16 protein-coding genes are annotated in these 16205 nt (G+C 41.5%); 6 read left to right on the top strand and 10 right to left on the bottom strand.

Going from position 1 to position 16205, the window contains the following annotated elements; translation table 11 throughout:
- Positions 1–11: 11 nt before the first annotated feature.
- The 3 genes from rny to recA all read right to left on the bottom strand — a co-directional run bounded on the left by rny (position 12) and on the right by recA (position 3382).
- Complete coding sequence (rny, locus tag U9M98_00785) at positions 12–1496, bottom strand: ribonuclease Y (GenBank protein ID MEA2020254.1); 1485 nt, start codon at positions 1494–1496, stop codon at positions 12–14.
- 132 nt (positions 1497–1628) lie between these two features.
- A complete protein-coding gene (locus U9M98_00780) occupies positions 1629–2273 on the bottom strand; it encodes a RecX family transcriptional regulator (GenBank protein ID MEA2020253.1) in 645 nt (214 codons plus the stop codon).
- A 41-nt stretch (positions 2274–2314) separates the two neighbouring features.
- The gene (gene recA, locus U9M98_00775) at positions 2315–3382 is read right to left on the bottom strand and encodes a recombinase RecA (protein ID MEA2020252.1); all 1068 of its coding nucleotides are present in this window, start codon (positions 3380–3382) and stop codon (positions 2315–2317) included.
- Between the two features lie 247 nt (positions 3383–3629).
- Between recA and pgk the strand changes: the two genes are divergently transcribed.
- The 5 genes from pgk to U9M98_00750 are packed head-to-tail and all read left to right on the top strand — an operon-like array spanning position 3630 to position 8898.
- Positions 3630–4664: a phosphoglycerate kinase gene (gene pgk / locus U9M98_00770; GenBank protein MEA2020251.1), complete on the top strand. Its 1035-nt coding sequence runs from the start codon at positions 3630–3632 to the stop codon at positions 4662–4664.
- A gap of 17 nt (positions 4665–4681) precedes the next feature.
- Positions 4682–6328 carry an aldehyde ferredoxin oxidoreductase N-terminal domain-containing protein gene (locus U9M98_00765; protein ID MEA2020250.1) on the top strand — a complete coding sequence of 549 codons (1647 nt, stop codon included), beginning with the start codon at positions 4682–4684 and terminating at the stop codon, positions 6326–6328.
- Between the two features lie 23 nt (positions 6329–6351).
- Positions 6352–7431 (top strand): LCP family protein, encoded by a 1080-nt coding sequence (locus tag U9M98_00760; protein ID MEA2020249.1) that lies wholly within the window; start codon positions 6352–6354, stop codon positions 7429–7431.
- A gap of 48 nt (positions 7432–7479) precedes the next feature.
- Positions 7480–8175, top strand: coding sequence for a hypothetical protein (locus U9M98_00755; protein MEA2020248.1), 696 nt, complete (start codon positions 7480–7482; stop codon positions 8173–8175).
- Positions 8176–8178: 3 nt separating this feature from the next.
- Positions 8179–8898, top strand: a complete 720-nt coding sequence (locus U9M98_00750; GenBank protein ID MEA2020247.1) for a sortase — start codon at positions 8179–8181, stop codon at positions 8896–8898.
- Between the two features lie 5 nt (positions 8899–8903).
- Here the strand turns inward: U9M98_00750 and U9M98_00745 are convergent, their stop codons facing one another.
- The 6 genes from U9M98_00745 to gap all read right to left on the bottom strand — a co-directional run bounded on the left by U9M98_00745 (position 8904) and on the right by gap (position 13574).
- Entirely contained in the window at positions 8904–9305 is a 402-nt protein-coding gene (locus tag U9M98_00745; protein ID MEA2020246.1) for a fibronectin type III domain-containing protein, read from the bottom strand.
- 9 nt (positions 9306–9314) lie between these two features.
- Positions 9315–9959 (bottom strand): fibronectin type III domain-containing protein, encoded by a 645-nt coding sequence (locus tag U9M98_00740; GenBank protein MEA2020245.1) that lies wholly within the window; start codon positions 9957–9959, stop codon positions 9315–9317.
- Positions 9960–10170: 211 nt separating this feature from the next.
- Complete coding sequence (locus tag U9M98_00735; GenBank protein ID MEA2020244.1) at positions 10171–11046, bottom strand: NAD(P)H-hydrate dehydratase; 876 nt, start codon at positions 11044–11046, stop codon at positions 10171–10173.
- Positions 11047–11112: 66 nt separating this feature from the next.
- Complete coding sequence (locus tag U9M98_00730) at positions 11113–11493, bottom strand: HIT family protein (GenBank protein MEA2020243.1); 381 nt, start codon at positions 11491–11493, stop codon at positions 11113–11115.
- Between the two features lie 47 nt (positions 11494–11540).
- Positions 11541–12320: a 3-oxoacyl-ACP reductase family protein gene (locus U9M98_00725; GenBank protein ID MEA2020242.1), complete on the bottom strand. Its 780-nt coding sequence runs from the start codon at positions 12318–12320 to the stop codon at positions 11541–11543.
- Positions 12321–12503: 183 nt separating this feature from the next.
- Entirely contained in the window at positions 12504–13574 is a 1071-nt protein-coding gene (gene gap, locus U9M98_00720; GenBank protein MEA2020241.1) for a type I glyceraldehyde-3-phosphate dehydrogenase, read from the bottom strand.
- A 53-nt stretch (positions 13575–13627) separates the two neighbouring features.
- Here gap and U9M98_00715 point away from each other — a divergent pair, with 53 nt between their 5' ends.
- Positions 13628–15490, top strand: a complete 1863-nt coding sequence (locus tag U9M98_00715; GenBank protein MEA2020240.1) for a UvrD-helicase domain-containing protein — start codon at positions 13628–13630, stop codon at positions 15488–15490.
- Here the strand turns inward: U9M98_00715 and U9M98_00710 are convergent.
- Entirely contained in the window at positions 15487–16182 is a 696-nt protein-coding gene (locus tag U9M98_00710; GenBank protein ID MEA2020239.1) for a cohesin domain-containing protein, read from the bottom strand. The two genes, U9M98_00715 and U9M98_00710, sit on opposite strands and share 4 nt — an antisense overlap.
- Between the last annotated feature and the right edge of the window lie 23 nt (positions 16183–16205).

Here is a 16205-nt window from a genome sequence, read left to right as displayed (position 1 = left end):
CATCTTTACCACTACTTTGCAATATCACTTGCTCTCAATTCCCTGATTACATTAACCTTAACCGTTCCTGGATAGGTCGCGTCCTTCTCGATTTTTTCCGCAATTTCGTGGGCGAGTACCACCGCTTCTTCATCCGAAATCTGCTCCGGCTCCACTAACACCCGGATCTCCCGCCCTGCAGATATTGCAAAAGAATCTTTTACACCTTCAAACTCTTTGGCAGTTTCCTCCAGTTTTTCAATGCGTTCAATATATGAGTCGTAATCTTCCAAACGGGCTCCGGGACGCGCTCCTGAAATAGCATCTGCAATATAAACCAAAACCGCTTCCAAACTGCGAAAGGCCTCGTCCCGATGGTGTGCCATTGCGGCATGAATTACTTCCTCAGAAAACCCGTGCGCTTTCAATATTTTTCTACCTAATTCAACGTGAGAACCCGCACCCTCTTCTACTGTCTTTACCTTTCCAATATCATGGAGCAATGTTGCTTTAGCAACCAGATCCTCGCGAGCACCAACTTCCCGTGCCAAAGCTTTTCCTAGATTTACAACCTCCAGTGTATGTTTAGCCTGGTTTTGGCCATAAGACGTACGATATTTTAACTTTCCTAATAAGGTTAGTATCTCTGCCGGGAGCTGAGTAACCCCCGCTTTATAAGCTAGATCCTTCCCTGTTTTTCGTAACTCACGAGCCAGCGCCTTTTGCACTCTTTCCACAGTTTCCTCAATCCTTGCTGGCTGAATCCTTCCATCAGCAATTAACTTTTCCAAAGACCTTTTTGCAATTTCTCTCCGAATTGGATTAAAAGAAGAAATACGCACCTCCTTTGGTGTCTCGTCAATCTCAATATCTACCCCCGCCACCCGTTCAAAAGCACGGATATTCCTACCCTCCTTACCAATTATACGACCCTTCATACTTTCACTAGGTAATTCAACTTTTGAAACTGTTGCCTCCGGCACATATTCAGTAGCTACGCTTTCCATTGCAGAAACCAAGATCTCCTTTGCTTTTTCTTCCGCCTCCAGCTTCGCCTGCTCTTGCGCCTCCTTTATTATCCGTGCTTTTTGCGACACCAAGCTCTCCTCAAGGTTCTTCAGCAATAACTTCTCTGCCTCCTTACGAGTAAGCGAAGCCCTTTTCTCCAATTCCTGCTCCAGTTTTTGCTGATCTTTCTCAATCTTACCCTTAACTCTTTGCAAACCGCGCTCTCTTTCTCTTAATTTTTCTTCTTGTTCCCGGAGCCTTTCTTCTTTTTCCTCCAACCGCTCTTCCTGTTGTAACAAACTACTTTTTAACTCGCGGGCTTCCTTCTGCGCATCCTCTAAAATTTTCTCAGCCTGATTATGTGCATCTTCCAAGATTTTTGAAGCTCGCTTCGCACCTACTTTATCTTCCTCTTTTGGTCTGCTCTTTTCTCGTTGCAACAAGTAGAAGGTAACGGCGCTAATAGCACCTGCAGCAATAAAGCCAAGAAGAAATGAGGGTAAAGTCATATTGTCCTCCTTTCAAGGATATTTTTCCCATAAATTAAAAAACAATCAGTAAATACTAATCAGTACTATAATATATTTGCCCTAAGTGCGTCAACGCTAAAAACTGCGTAACCCAGAATTAAAAGCTTAAACTTAGATATTTGAATCCAAAACTTGGCTTATAACATCCCAAGAAAAACCCCGACGGGAGAGTAACGCCGCTATCTTCTCCTTCCGTTCATTTGGATCCAAATCTCTATAACGCGCTTCCTTCTTTTCATAAAGCTTTTGCGCCCAAGCTACCTCATCTTGGCAACTATAGTTAGCAAGAACTTTATCCATTACTTCTGGTTTTATTCCCTTCTCAAACAATTCTTTCCGCAAAAGAAGTTTGCCCCGTGGCTTAAACCTCACCCGCTGATTAACCCACCAATCACAAAATTCCTCGTCATCTATCAAATCCAAACCTTCCAGCTTTTTAATAACTTTATTAACAAGCCATTTAGGATCGGCTTTAAAATCTGTGTTACTCTTTTTTATATTTTTCCAGAGATTGTTCCGTATCTCCTGTTCTGAACGGGGGCGGTAAGAGAGAAAATGCAAAGCCTTCTCTACTAGCTTTTCTACGCTATCCTCACAAACCAAAGCCTCCAGTTCGTCCAGAGAAATATCCTTTCCCCTCTCTAAATTGTAAGCAAGCACAACCTCCTCGCTAATCCCGAACACAAAGTCCCCATCCACATAAATATTATAGCGCCCTGATCTTTTCTGAGGCTCAACAGCAGTAATTTTAGCCATATAAAAATTTTGGGGTGGTATTCTACAAACTTAGAACCAAGCTACGAGGAACTCTCTTCTTCACTTTCTTCTACCTTTCCAACCTCAATAGGCAAACCTTCCTCTCTTGCTTCTAGCTTAACCTTTCTTTCAATCTCAGCAGCTACCTCTGGATTCTCCCTAAGGAATTCTGAAGCAGCTTGCTGGCCTTGCCCAAGTTTCTCATCCCCATAAGAATACCAGGAACCCGCCCTCTCAATAATATTCATATCAGTAGCAACGTTAAGCAAAGCACCCTCCTCAGAAATACCTTTACCATACAGTATTTCAAATTCGGCAGTCCTAAAAGGTGGCGCAACTTTATTTTTAACAACTTTAACTCTAACCTTTCGCCCAATATCTTTGTCTCCTTCACTAATTTTTCCTCTAGATCGCATATCCATCCGCACAGAGGAATAGAATTTGAGAGCTCTACCGCCAGGCGTTGTTTCTGGGTTACCAAACATAACACCAATTTTCATCCGAAGCTGGTTGATAAAAATAGCAGTAGTCTTAGACTTAGAAATAGCTCCTGCTAACTTTCGGAGAGCTTGGCTCATCAATCTAGCCTGCAGTCCAACATGTTGGTCACCCATTTCACCCTCAATTTCTGCGCGGGGTACCAAAGCAGCCACAGAGTCAATAACAACTACGTCCAAAGCTCCAGAACGAACAAGTTTTTCTGTAATTTCTAAAGCTTGCTCTCCTGTATCTGGCTGGGAAACAAGCAAATCTTCCACATCTACTCCCAATTCCCCTGCATATACCGGATCTAAGGCATGCTCAGCATCTACAAAAGCCGCTTCCCCTCCCGCCTTTTGAGCCTCTGCTAAAATATGGAGAGCTAAAGTTGTCTTACCACATCCCTCAGGACCAAAAATTTCCACAACACGTCCGCGCGGAACACCACCCACACCCAACGCCAAATCTAACGAAATACAACCAGTAGAAATAACATCTACCCCTTCTACAGGTCCGGCATCTCCCAGCCTCATTATAGAACCTTTTCCAAACTGAGATTCAATTCCCTTAATAGCAGTATTTAGTGCTTTTTTTGCACCATCCTTTTTTTCTTTATCATTCTTAGCCATAACCAAGTTTAGCTTAACACAAGGGGGTCTAATAATCAACGGAAAAGTGCATAGAATCCTGCTCTCAATGCTTACCAGCAGCCACCAGTCTCGTACTACGAGTTCCCAAGTCCCTTGCTTGCCTTGCCTGTGTTGCTGTCAGGTAAGCCTGCCTGCCGGCAGGCGGGTCCAGCCTCCTCTCTATCCTAATCCTAATTTCATCCGTAGGCTAATTTCTATTTTCACTTATGTTAAACTTATTACTACTATGAAATCAATCCGCGGTTCAGATATCTCTGGTAAAAATGTTTTGGTTCGCGCAGATCTAGATGTCCCAATCAAAAAGACAGGTTCCGGCAGCATACCCAAAGTTACTGACGACTTTAGGCTTAGAATGATTGCACCAACCATAGAATACCTAATTAGGCAAAATGCAAAAATTATTATTTGTGGGCACTTGGACCGCCCACAAGGTAAAGTTGTCAAGGAGCTAAAACTTGACCCTGTAGCTAAAATATTAGCTAACTGGTTTCCAGTAGTTGACAAAGCTAATGAACTTTTTGGCTCTAAGGTTAACAAAAAAGTAGAGGGCTTAAATAGCGGCGATGTCCTAATATTAGAAAATCTAAGATTTGACCCCCGGGAACAAGAAAATAACAGGGAGTTTGCTCAAGATCTAGCAGAGTTGGGAAGTGTTTATGTCAACGAATGCTTCGCAGCTAGCCACCGCCAACACGCATCTATAACAAACGTGCCTAAAATCCTTCCTTCTTTTGCTGGCTTTCAACTAGAAAAAGAAGTGAAAATTCTTTCAAAAGTTCGGGAAAACCCGAAGCGTCCTTTAATATTCCTGATGGGTGGGGCTAAGGTTGAAACCAAGGTTCCACTAGTCTACGAATTTTCAAAAATTGCAGACAAAATTCTTCTTGGAGGTAAACTAATGCTTGAAAACGACCTCCGAGGAGTGGAAAACGTTGTCTTCCCTTCAGACTCTAAAAAAGATTTTGATATTGGACCCAAAACTATAAAGGTCTACAAAGAAATTTTAGCCAATGCGAAAACTATAGTCTGGAACGGCCCTCTTGGTAAATTTGAAAAAAGCCCTTACGCCCATGGAACCAAGAAACTAGCTTACTTTCTTGCCCAAACCAATGCAACAACTATAGTAGGTGGTGGAGATACGGTAGCTGCTCTTAAGGATTTCAGGCTAAGAAGTGGGATAGATTTTATTTCTACCGGTGGGGGTGCTATGCTTACCTTCCTTGCAGAGGGAACTCTACCCGGCTTAGAGGTTTTGGCGTAATTTTTGCCAGTTACACTATGGAAGACCACTCAATCCAAATTCTACATATTGACCTTTCCAAACAAACTTTTAAACTTAAGGTCCATTCTGAACTTAAAGAATACTTTGGAGGTGTAGGAATTTCCACAGCACTCCTCTACCGCTACTTTGAAGACTTCGGTTACCCCAAAAAAAGACAGACAGCTCCTTTTGTACTAGCAATAGGACCTTTCTGTGGTCTTTTTCCCGGATGCTCCCAAGCAGTTGCCTCTTTTGTCTCACCCCAAACCAACAACTTAGGTCAAAGTAAAGCAGGAGGAGACTTAGGACTACGCTTGAAAGCCCAGGGTATAGACGGACTATTTGTCAAGGGAAAAGCTAGTGATCCTACACTATTAAAAATAGACCAGGGTGAGGTTGACTTTGAGAAAACAAGCTTGTGGAAACAAGGCACAAGGAATTCCTTTGCCAAATTACGTAAAGAGAATCCCCTAGCATCAATAGCTGTAATCGGTCCTGCCGGCGAAAATGGTGTCCGCTTTGCATCCGTTGCAGTGGACAATCTTTCTTCCTTCTCACGAATGGGTTTGGGCACAGTATGGGGACAGAAAAAGTTGAAAGGAATTATGGTTTCTGGCACAAACAAAATAAATACACCAGAAAACAAAGAGTACCTAAAGGTATCTGAAAAACTATCTTCTCTTCTAGGCGATCCCCGGCCCGAGGGTGTCCGTTTTGGTATAAGAGAACAAAACAAAAAAATATGGCTACTACAAGCCAAGATGAACGGACTACCTTCAAAAAACTTTTCCGAAGTTAAGGAAGGATACTTAAATTTACAACGAGCTCTTTTTTCAAACACCGATGAAAGAGAATCCTGTGGTTTGTGTCCTGTCAGTTGCAAAGACATTATTGAACACAGCGATAACCCGCTCTCAGCTGACTACACAACATTCACAAGCCTAGGCCCTATGCTAGGAATAACCAGCGCCCAAGCAGTCCTAAGTCTCTGCGAAAAAGCATTCAACCTCGGAATAGACCCTGTTTCTCTAGGCAGTTGTTTAGCATTTCTAGTTGAAAAAGAAAACTGGGAGTTCGGCCATAATGATGCCCTAGAAGCACTGCTCCAGGGTTTAGTTGACCGAAAAGAACCTTGGTCAAAAAACTTATCCTTTGGCGTTTCAAAAGCAGCCTCTGGAAAAGAAGCTAACTACGCCATGGCTATTTCCAACTTGGAGCTTCTCCCTTATTTCAATGGTTACTTTACAATCCTTTCCCAAACTGTCTCTCCCGAAACTGATATTCAATATACAGGCGCGCATCTACTAGACCTAGGAAATATCATTCCGGATGAGAAGGGTGTGCAAAAATTTATATCGGAGGAAAAGAAGGGGATTCTTTGTCTTTCGTTAGCCTCTTGCCCCTGGCTAAGGGGACTCTACACTCTCCCCCAAATTTTTGAGTGCTCGGAAAGCCTAAATTTAGGGTGGAGTCACGAAAATCTGGAAGCTTTAAGTTCTAAGATTTATAATTTGAAATGGAAGCTAAAGACAAATCTTGGTTTTGACTGGGAAGGAATAGCCTACCCCCGTCGTCTTTTTGGCACTCCCACTGCTACTGGATACCTGGAAGAAGAAGACTTTTTGGAATTGATTAGACTTTACCAACAACAACTTAACTTGTAAACTTAACAAGGACTTTTTAAATTATGCAATATATTGACCTAGGTAATACAAAAAAACAACCCACAAACAAAAAGAAGTGGTTAAAACTCCTAGCAATACCAGCTTTAATAGCAGCAACTGTTCTTATCTTGGTTATTTCACCACTCTCTTTTAGCTTCTCCGACCTGCTAGCCCCAGTTTCAGTGTTTTCCCAAGTTGTAAATCCAAAACAGCTCTCCAGCACAGATGGGAGAACAAACATTTTGCTACTTGCTGTAGATGATCGCGAAGAAATAGATCCGCGCTGCGGTGATGACGCTGGTTCCGGAAGTCTAACCGATACTATAATCCTAGCCTCTTTAGGAAAAAAAGATAAAGACATTGTCTTACTCTCTCTCCCCCGCGACTTGTGGGTAGAAACAGGTTATTACTCAGGCAAAATAAATGCTGCATACGCTTATGGGGGTAGTAGCTCAAATGGTGCTGAATTTGTCTCTAGAATAGTAGGCGGGGTAACAGGTGTTCCTATTCATTATTACGCTGTAGTAAACTTCCTCGGATTTGAACAAGCAATTGATATTCTAGGTGGGATAGAAATAGATGTGGAAAGAGGTTTTGATGACTACCGCTATCCTATTCCTGGACAAGAATGTGCCGAAAACGAAGAGGAGCGCTGGGAACATATTCACTTTGATGAGGGCTTACAAACCATGGATGGGGCACGAGCTTTGAAGTTTGTCCGATCCCGCCATGCAGAAGGACCAGAAGGTAGTGACTTTGCCCGGTCGCGTAGGCAACAAAAAGTTCTACTAGCTGCAAAAAGAAAATTCTTCTCTTTATCAGCGTTCTCCGACTGGGCAAGAGTTAAAAATCTTTACCAAACGTTTGAAGATCATGTACGCACAGACTTAGGGATCTGGGAATTAGAAAGGCTTTATCATTGGGCAAGGGAAGCAGAAACAATCCCAATTAAAATGGAAGTTTTAGACGGTGCCCAAGGACTATTAGTTGCTACTCAGGATGAAAATAAGTATAAAGGTGCCTGGGTTCTCGCTCCTATTGCCGGCGATTATTCTCAAGTCCGGAACTATGTTCAGACTTTACTTTTCGAAAGTGGCAACTGAGCTTGAAGGTCCCCTGTGCTTTAGCATTGGACACTTGTTCCTACCCTAATGATTTACATCCTCCACGGTAACAACCTAAAAGAAAGCAGGGAAAAGCTTACCGAACTAATTAATAACCTAGGATCTGAAGCTCTCATCCGCTTGGAAGATGATCAATTTTCTTTTCCAAAATTCAAAGAAGCTTGCGAAGCACGCGGTCTCTTCTCCAAAAAATCCTTGGTAGTTGTAGAATTAGAGTCTTCCAAAAACTTAGAACCACTAAAAAAACCTGACAATCTTTCTTATTTACAAAATATCCCCCCTCACACCAATGTGATCATCTGGATAGGCGAACTCCTACATGCAAATAGCAAGATACTTAAGGAGTTCAAAAAATTGGGCAGGGTGCACTGCTTTCAAAAAAAAGAAGACAAACCTTTCGAATTTCTAGATGCCCTAGGAAAAAGAAGCGCAACAAGTGCTTATCTAGAACTAGCAAAACTGCGAGCGCAAGGTGAGCACCCCCTTAAACTTGTCCAACTAATTGCCTGGGAGTTGCGTACCCTTATTAGTATTAAATCCGCATCGGATAACCCCGGATTCCACCCTTATGTGTATAAGAAGAACAAAAAAATTGCTCAGGATTTTTCCCAACCCGAATTGATCAACCTTTTTGAAAAAGTTATGGAAGCTGACTTGAAAATGAAAACAGGAAAGGATGAACGTCTAGTACTGGATCTTTTAGTTGACGCGTTTTTAAAATAGCCCATGAAATTTGAACCCTACCGCTATGTAAAAGATTATAAACCCCAATCACCATCCTCTAGAAAGGGGGTTTTCTGGGATCAAATTCTTCCTTTATTTCTAATTTTCTCAGGATCCTTCTTAATCTCCAGCCAAGTAGTCTTACCCTACTTCTCATTCCCTTCCCAAGAAGCTTTCATGATCAGACCTGTAAAACCATTTCATGTTCTCGGTGCTTCCCAAAGACAATGGGAAACCAGCAGTAAAGAAGATAAGAATAGTATTACTCGCCAAGAAGTCCCCCCTACTTTTTATCTTTCAATACCAAAATTGGAAATAAAAAAAGCAAGAGTTCGAAAAGACAGCACAGAACAAAACCCTCAAAAATTTCTGGGTCACTTGCTAGGATCTGCCCTGCCAGGAGAGAAAGGAGGTAGTATATTTATTTACGGACACTCAACATTTCCCTGGCTTTTTGATTCCGATAACTATCGAACAATCTTTTCCACACTACCTGAACTAGAGCAAGGGGATTATATATATATTGAATACCCAGGGAAACAGTGGGTTTACAAAGTCACAGGATTCAAAACCCAAGCACCAGAAGAAGTAAATCCCTACGAGTCTGTGTCTGAATCAGCACCAGCTCAACTAGTACTTATGACTTGTGTTCCTCCGGGAACAAGACTAAGAAGGCTTCTCGCCTATGCCTCTTTGGTAGATGAACAAACTTTAGCTGAATAAACCAACTATTGAGCAGGAGTAGTCACTTGCAAAGCCTCATCACTTACTAGCTTCCCATCCATCCCAACCTTATAATAATAAGTAGTCTGGGGTTTTAGTCCTTCGATTGTTATTCTGTGCTTTACTAGCGGTGAGGTTTCGGGAGCAGTACGCTCTAGCTGCGTAGGAGCTGTACCGTATTGGACAAATCCAACACCCTCCTCCTCCTCAGTCTCCCAACTCAACGTTACAGCTGTGGGAGTAAGGCTTTCAATTCTAAGGTTTTTTATCTCCACTGTTTCCTTCTGAGCCTCAATAAAATGCTTATAGCCTGCTGGAATACCTTTATATGCCCCAGCTAAAGTAAGCACTCCGGTAACCATAAGTAAAAATGTTTTAAATCCTTTTTTAGCTTCAACTGAATTCATATCAGCAGATTACTGGGTCTGGTTCCTATATAACAATACATCTATAGCATTTACAATACCGTCACCATTTAAATCATAACGGGGATCATCTGTTCCTATTGCATCCCTTATTACTTGTTCGCTAAGTTCTATCTGCTCTGCTGGCTCGCTTTCTTCCTCCTCCTCGATATCTGCTGAACTTGTTGTCTCCCGCTCCAACTGTTCTTCGGTTGGGAGCGGTTCCTCAAGGTCGGCACCATCGCTTGCTTCTAAAGGATCTTGTGTTCCACTTTCTTTTGGAGTTGTGAAGCTGTAAGGAACACCATCGTTATCATAAATTTCTTCTCCTACCCCAATTTTATAATAATATGTTGTTTGCGGAGATAGGTTAGGAATAGTAACAGTATGAACAGCTGCTCTCTGATCCGCTTGAACTGTGTTCCCCAAACTCATGGTTTTTCCATACGAAACAAATCCATAAGCAGGTGTTTCTGTAGTCCAACTAATAGTAGCACTAGTAGCAGTTACTTCATCAAGGCGAATATTTTGGGGCCTGTTTTCTGGAGATGCTTTTGAATCAGGACTTCGGAAAAACTTCAGCCCCAAAACAATTCCAGCCAAAGCCAAGGTCAGAAAAACAATTCCAATTATGAGCAGGGTTTTTTTCTTCTTCATTACTCCTATAAGTTTTAACTTCACTTTAAATATAACTTAGACAACAGCAAGTTGTCTAGGGGTTTTTGGATTCTTAAAAAGCAACAAGGAAATAAAAAAACCGGAACTCGTAACAAAAAACAGTTAAGTAAAACAATTATCAATCTTAAATTATAAATTTTAAATTTAAATGACAAATAGAAGCCATTCCAAAGGACGGGGTGAAAAAGATCTAACTAGTCTCTTTTAACACCTGAGGAATGTAAGCAAGAAGATCTGTTGCCAAAAACGAAGGTCCCAAAACATCTGCAGCCAAATCACCTGCACGCCCGTTCACAAAAGCAGCTGCAGAAGCTGCTGTAAACGGATCTAACCCCAAGGCTAAATAGGCTCCGCAAAGACCAGCGAGAGTGTCTCCCGTTCCCCCCACCGACATGTAAGGATTTCCTGTATTATTAACCATAGTTTCTACACCATTAGATATAATATCCGGATTTCCTTTTTGCAAAATAACACACTCAATTGCTCTAGCACCGTGCTCTACCAACTCCAGCCGCTTCGGGCCCGCCTCGGGAAGTTTCTGACCGGTTAAAACATAAAACTCATAAGCATGAGGTGTAACAATAAAATCCTTTTCCTCAAACATCTCCGCTTCTGCCCATTCTTGAATACCCTCATCATCTTGCGCAGCATAAATTGCATCAGCATCAACCACTACTGGCATCTCTGTTCGCATTAGAAAGCGCCGAACAAATTCCAGTGTTTCCAAATTCCTTCCCATACCCCCACCAATTACCACCGCATCTTTATTTTCTGTAAGATCTTCAACTAAGGTAAGGTGCTTAGGTGTAAAATATTTAGTATCTACAGGGTAAGTAATAAGATCAGGAGAAAATCCCGCAACTATATCAGCAGCCCTCTCTGGCGCTACTACCGTAACCAAATCTACTCCCGCGTGGTAAGCTGCTAAAGCATTAAAAGCTGGAGACCCTGAATATAAAAAAGAACCCCCTACCACCAACAAATGCCCAAAGTCATACTTATGCGCGTGGGGAGAGCGGTCAGGGTAAATTTCCTTTAAAATGTCCGCTGTAACTTCCTTAGACATAAATTAAACAAATCACAAATCCCAAAAATCTGGAACTTGGCCCGCCAGCTGGCGGATTGATGCTTATCAACTAATCTTCCTCGCAATCTTCTCCAAATCCGTCTCATCAAACTCAGATTTTGCCTCATAAGCAGGAATAATGTGCATGTGAAAATGGAAAACAACCTGCCCCGCAGCCTCCCCGTTCGACTGGCGCAGCCAAAGACCATCGAGGTTCAGATCACTACCGCCAATCATTTCGGCTACTTTTTTAACCCTTACCATTAAACCACTCAGCACATCCTCCGGAATATCAAATATATCCTCATAATGTTCTTTCGGAATCACCAGCGTATGACCTGCCGATTTGGGGTTAGCATCCAAAAACGCCATAAATTCATCGTCCTCATAAACTTTATGAGAAGGGACTTCGCCCTTTACAATTTTACAAAAAATACATCCTTCCATAAACTTAGCGTAAATTCGCCTCCAATTTGCGTTTATTAGCGTTGGTCTCACCCAGCGAGCCAGCCTCCATCAACAAAAAGGACAATACCATTAACAAAATCTGCCTCATCTGAAGCAAGATAAACAGCAGCTGCGCCAATATCGCTCGGCCTACCAATACGACCTATGGGGGTTCTGGCTAAAATATTCCTTCTTTGTTCTTCATCAGAAAGCATATCACTAGTCATCTCTGTCTCAATAATTCCAGGACCAATAGCATTTACCCGAATGCCCTTGGGCCCAAGCTCTAAAGCTAAAGTCTCAGTTAAGCCCGTAACACCACCTTTAGAAGCTGTATAATGAGCCACTTGCGGAAAGCCTACGCCAACTTGCCCCGATGCAATAGACGCAACGTTTATAACTCTACCCCACCCGTTTTTTGCCATTTCTCTCGCAGCTACCTGAGCACAAAGAAACTGGCCTTTCAAGTTAACCTCAATAACTTTATCCCACTCCTCTTCTGTCATTTCAAAAAAGTCCTTAAACTGAGAAATACCAGCATTGTTTACCAAAATATCCAACCTCCCGAACTCATCTACCGCCATCGCTACCATACCCTCTACTTCCTCTTTATTTGTCACATCACAAAGAAAAGGGATCGCTTGTTGCCCTGTTTTCTCCTCTATCTCTTGACAAGCTTTTTTGCAATCTTCTAAATCAATGTCAGAAACCAGAACATCGGCACCAGCTTGAGCCAAAGCAAGAGCAATACCCTTACCAATGCCACGCCGGGCACCAGTTATAATTGCCGACTTTCCTGTTAAATCAAACATATATAAGTCACCCACTTTCGAAAAGTTCTAAACACTAAAATTCTAAGCACTAAATCCTAAATTCTAGACAAGCACAAAGTTTCAAATGTCCTAATGTTCAAAATAAGAGTCTTAAGGTTTTGGTCAGTTGTCCTTTGGTAATTCGAATTTGTTTAAGATTTAGATATTAGGATTTAGGATTTTTCTACTCATGAAGCTCTAACCCAAATCATTCATAACCAGTTGGGCAACTTCCACCAACCGGTTTGCGTATGCCCACTCGTTATCATACCAGGCCAAAATTTTTACCAAATCACCCCCAACAACACGAGTAAAAGGCGCATCAAAAACGGCCGAGTGGGGGTCACCAATAATATCTGTGGAAACAAGAGGGGCCTCCGAATAATCAATAATTCCCTTATACTCATCCAAATCCACGGCCTCCTTAAAAGCACTGTTAATCTCATCCACACTTACGCTTTTTTTCACAACAGCAACAACATCGGAAATTGATCCACAGGGAACAGGTACACGAATTGCAATTCCGTCAAACTTACCATTCAACTTGGGTACAACTTTGCCGGTTGCTTTTGCCGAACCTGTTGTAGTCGGGATGGAATTTACACCCGCAGCACGAGCCCGTCGCGGATCTTTACGATGCGGTCCGTCCACCAAATTTTGTGTAGAGGTATAAGCATGCTCTGTTGTCATCAAGGCTTTCTCTACTCCAAATGAATCTTCCAAAATCTGCATAATTGGAGAAATACAATTAGTAGTGCAAGAAGCGTTTGAAAAAACATTGTACTCTTTTGCCAAAGCCCCCAAATTATTTGCCGAATCTGTACCAAGAACTACTGTAGGACCATCACCCTTTGCATTAGTTGAAATAATCACTTTTTTCGCTCCTGCATCAATATGCATAGCAGCCTCTTCAAAATCAGCAAAAACACCTGTACATTCCAGAACTACATCCACACCTAGCTCTTCCCAAGGTAAGTCTGCGGGACTCTTTTCAGAGCAAAAACGCACTTTCTTTCCATCAACAATTAGATAATTACTATCTTCCGAAAGAGATACTTCAGAACCAAACACACCATAAACACTATCGTACTTTAAGAGATTAACTAATTGCTTCTTATTGCCCAAATCATTTACTGCAACCACTTCAAAATCATCTGCATTAAACCGCTTCGATTTTCTCCGTCGATTTCCAGATCCAAACAAACCAATAGCAGCAGCAAAAGCTGCGCGGCCTATTCTTCCAAATCCGTTAATGGCTAGTTTTGTCATTGAGAATTAAAAATAGATAAAACTATAAACGATTGTGCTAACATTATACAGCTGTGTCAGAAATTCTTCAAGACCTTAATAATCAGCAAAGAACTGCCGTGGAAAAGACAGAAGGACCCATCCTAATTATTGCGGGACCAGGGTCTGGCAAAACCCGCTGTCTAACTCACAAAGTTGCCTACCTAATTGAACAAGAAAAAGCTCTTCCTTCGGAAATACTTGCAGTTACTTTTACAAATAAGGCTGCTAACGAGATGAAGGAGCGAGTACGAAAGCTGATTAAACAACACAACAAAAATGTTTCTTGGATTGGAACTTTCCACGCTACTTGTGCCAGAATTTTAAGAATCGAAGGACCAAAAATCGGAATTCCAAAAAATTATGTCATTTACGATACCTACGACTCAGAAAAAGTTATAAAAGAAGTTATCCAAGAGCTAAAACTCTCTCCTAAGGAATTTCAACCTGGAACTGTACTTAGCAAAATCTCAAGCGCAAAGAATGAATTAGTAACTGCTGCTCAATACAAAAACTACGCCTACGGGTACTTCCAAGAACAAATAGCAAAAATTTATCCAAAATACCAGAAGGTTTTGGGAAAGAATAAAGCTCTAGATTTTGGCGATTTGATTTTAAAAACTGTTCAACTTCTTAACACCTGCCCAGAAATACTTGAAAAATGGCAAGGGAAATTTAAATACTTCTTGGTCGACGAATACCAAGATACTAACCAAGCGCAGTACACCTTTATCCACTCACTCGCAAAGGGCAATAATAACCTTTGTGTAGTTGGGGATGTTTCTCAAGCTATCTACGGCTGGAGAGGTGCTAATTTTAAAAATATCCTAAATTTTGAGAAAGACTGGCCAAACGCTACTATCTTTCACCTTGAAAAAAACTACCGCTCAACGCAAAAAATTATTGAAGCAGCCAAGAAGGTTATAGAACACAACAAAACCCATATCAATATCAATTTGCAAACAGAAAACGAGCAAGGGCAAGACCTTTTTGTTTACCAAGCGTGGGATGAAAAAGATGAAGCTCGCTACGTCGCTCGCAAGATTGAAAAGATGCCCACTCGCTACCAATGCGCAGTTTTGTTCAGAACAAACGCACAATCCCGTGCTTTTGAAGAAGCTTTTATTCGAAGAGGTTTACCTTATCGGTTATTTGGGGGCACAAAATTCTATGAACGGCGGGAAATCAAAGACATCCTTTCCTATCTCAGACTAGTGGAAAACCCACAAGACACACTAAGTCTAAAAAGGATTATTAATGTACCACCAAGAAGGGTTGGAGAAAAAACTCAAGAAGAATTAGCTAGAAAGGGTTGGAAAATAAAAGACGCGGATAAGCACTTTGAGTTTTCGTTGCAAGAGTTGATCCAAAACAAGGATCGCTTAGAGCCACAACAAATAATAAATATTATCCTAGGAAAAACAAAATACCTTGATTGGATCAGGGATAGAGGAGATGAAAACGAAGGTAGAGTTGAAAATGTAAAAGAGCTTCGTGCTGTTGCCTCAGAATTTAATAGCCTAAAAAAATTTTTGGAGAATGTTTCTCTTGTTGAAAATGACCAAACACCAAACGGACTTAATTTGTCCCAACCAAGCAACACAGCAGGCAACTATCCTATTACTATTTTAATGACTCTACACTCAGCCAAGGGTTTGGAGTTCCCAGTAGTATTTATTACTGGATTAGAAGAAGGTTTGTTACCACACTCGCGGTCACTACTGGATTTGCACCAGCTAGAAGAGGAGCGCCGTCTGTTTTATGTAGGAATGACTAGAGCTAAGAGGGAATTACACCTAACATACGCAAAAAGGAGATTATACTTTGGGGGCGAACGAAGTGGTAGTATCTCCAGATTTCTCCTCGAAATCCCCGAAAATCTAAAAAACGAACTCTAAAAAACCAACAACAACCCCGAAAAGAGAAGGCTACATCCTAGAAGGAAAAAGAACACGGATAATTCACCCTCACCTGTCTCTGGCGTATCTGTAGTTTCGGGAAGCTGGTCCACATCCTCTTCTGTACTATCCTCTGTAGTAGTTGTTTCTGTCGTAGTCGCCCCTGCCTCAAAAGTATAAACACCATTAGTCACGGAGTTCAATATGTCATCCACACTTTCTGCTTCAATTACATTGCAATCTTCTGTCTCACCTAAAGTAAAATCAAAAATCAGCCCCTCTTCTCCTGAATCTACCAACGGTGTAAGTTCCAAGGTACCAACAATTGCCTCACCACTAACAGTTTCTTCAGCCTCAGTATAAGCAGAAAAGTTAATCTCCCCCGTAGTATTATCAATTCGCCCAGTAGTTGGCATAAATGTGGAAAAGGCACTATCATCAACATTCATAGAAATATCAAACTTATCTGGATCAAAATCAATAACTACATCTACACCACTAATAAGTGCTTCTCCCGAATCCACAACTATATCAACATCAAGGGTATCGCCGAAAGAGAGTGTGCTTTCACCAGGAATCAGCTCTAAAGTAGCACTTGCAGCCGAAGCTGGAGTAACAAATAGACGCATGCCACAGAAGATTATCAATACTGTTAAACATAAAAAAAGCTGGGCAGGTTTTCTTAGCATCATAAATTTAGTCTAACAAACAAAAA

Source organism: Patescibacteria group bacterium (genome assembly GCA_034659915.1).
Classification (GTDB): domain Bacteria; phylum Patescibacteriota; class WWE3; order JAUXAW01; family JAYEID01; genus JAYEID01.
Note: the sequence above shows the minus strand (reverse complement) of the source record. Positions and strands in the feature narration are given on the sequence as shown.

Coding starts and splice junctions, on each gene's coding strand:
- U9M98_00730 (MEA2020243.1), bottom strand. CDS start 11,493: ATGGAAGGATGTATTTTTTGTAAAATTGTAAAGGGCGAAGTCCCTTCT.
- U9M98_00710 (MEA2020239.1), bottom strand. CDS start 16,182: ATGATGCTAAGAAAACCTGCCCAGCTTTTTTTATGTTTAACAGTATTG.
- pgk (MEA2020251.1), top strand. CDS start 3,630: ATGAAATCAATCCGCGGTTCAGATATCTCTGGTAAAAATGTTTTGGTT.
- gap (MEA2020241.1), bottom strand. CDS start 13,574: ATGACAAAACTAGCCATTAACGGATTTGGAAGAATAGGCCGCGCAGCT.
- recA (MEA2020252.1), bottom strand. CDS start 3,382: ATGGCTAAGAATGATAAAGAAAAAAAGGATGGTGCAAAAAAAGCACTA.
- rny (MEA2020254.1), bottom strand. CDS start 1,496: ATGACTTTACCCTCATTTCTTCTTGGCTTTATTGCTGCAGGTGCTATT.
- U9M98_00755 (MEA2020248.1), top strand. CDS start 7,480: ATGATTTACATCCTCCACGGTAACAACCTAAAAGAAAGCAGGGAAAAG.
- U9M98_00750 (MEA2020247.1), top strand. CDS start 8,179: ATGAAATTTGAACCCTACCGCTATGTAAAAGATTATAAACCCCAATCA.
- U9M98_00745 (MEA2020246.1), bottom strand. CDS start 9,305: ATGAATTCAGTTGAAGCTAAAAAAGGATTTAAAACATTTTTACTTATG.
- U9M98_00780 (MEA2020253.1), bottom strand. CDS start 2,273: ATGGCTAAAATTACTGCTGTTGAGCCTCAGAAAAGATCAGGGCGCTAT.
- U9M98_00740 (MEA2020245.1), bottom strand. CDS start 9,959: ATGAAGAAGAAAAAAACCCTGCTCATAATTGGAATTGTTTTTCTGACC.
- U9M98_00765 (MEA2020250.1), top strand. CDS start 4,682: ATGGAAGACCACTCAATCCAAATTCTACATATTGACCTTTCCAAACAA.
- U9M98_00735 (MEA2020244.1), bottom strand. CDS start 11,046: ATGTCTAAGGAAGTTACAGCGGACATTTTAAAGGAAATTTACCCTGAC.
- U9M98_00760 (MEA2020249.1), top strand. CDS start 6,352: ATGCAATATATTGACCTAGGTAATACAAAAAAACAACCCACAAACAAA.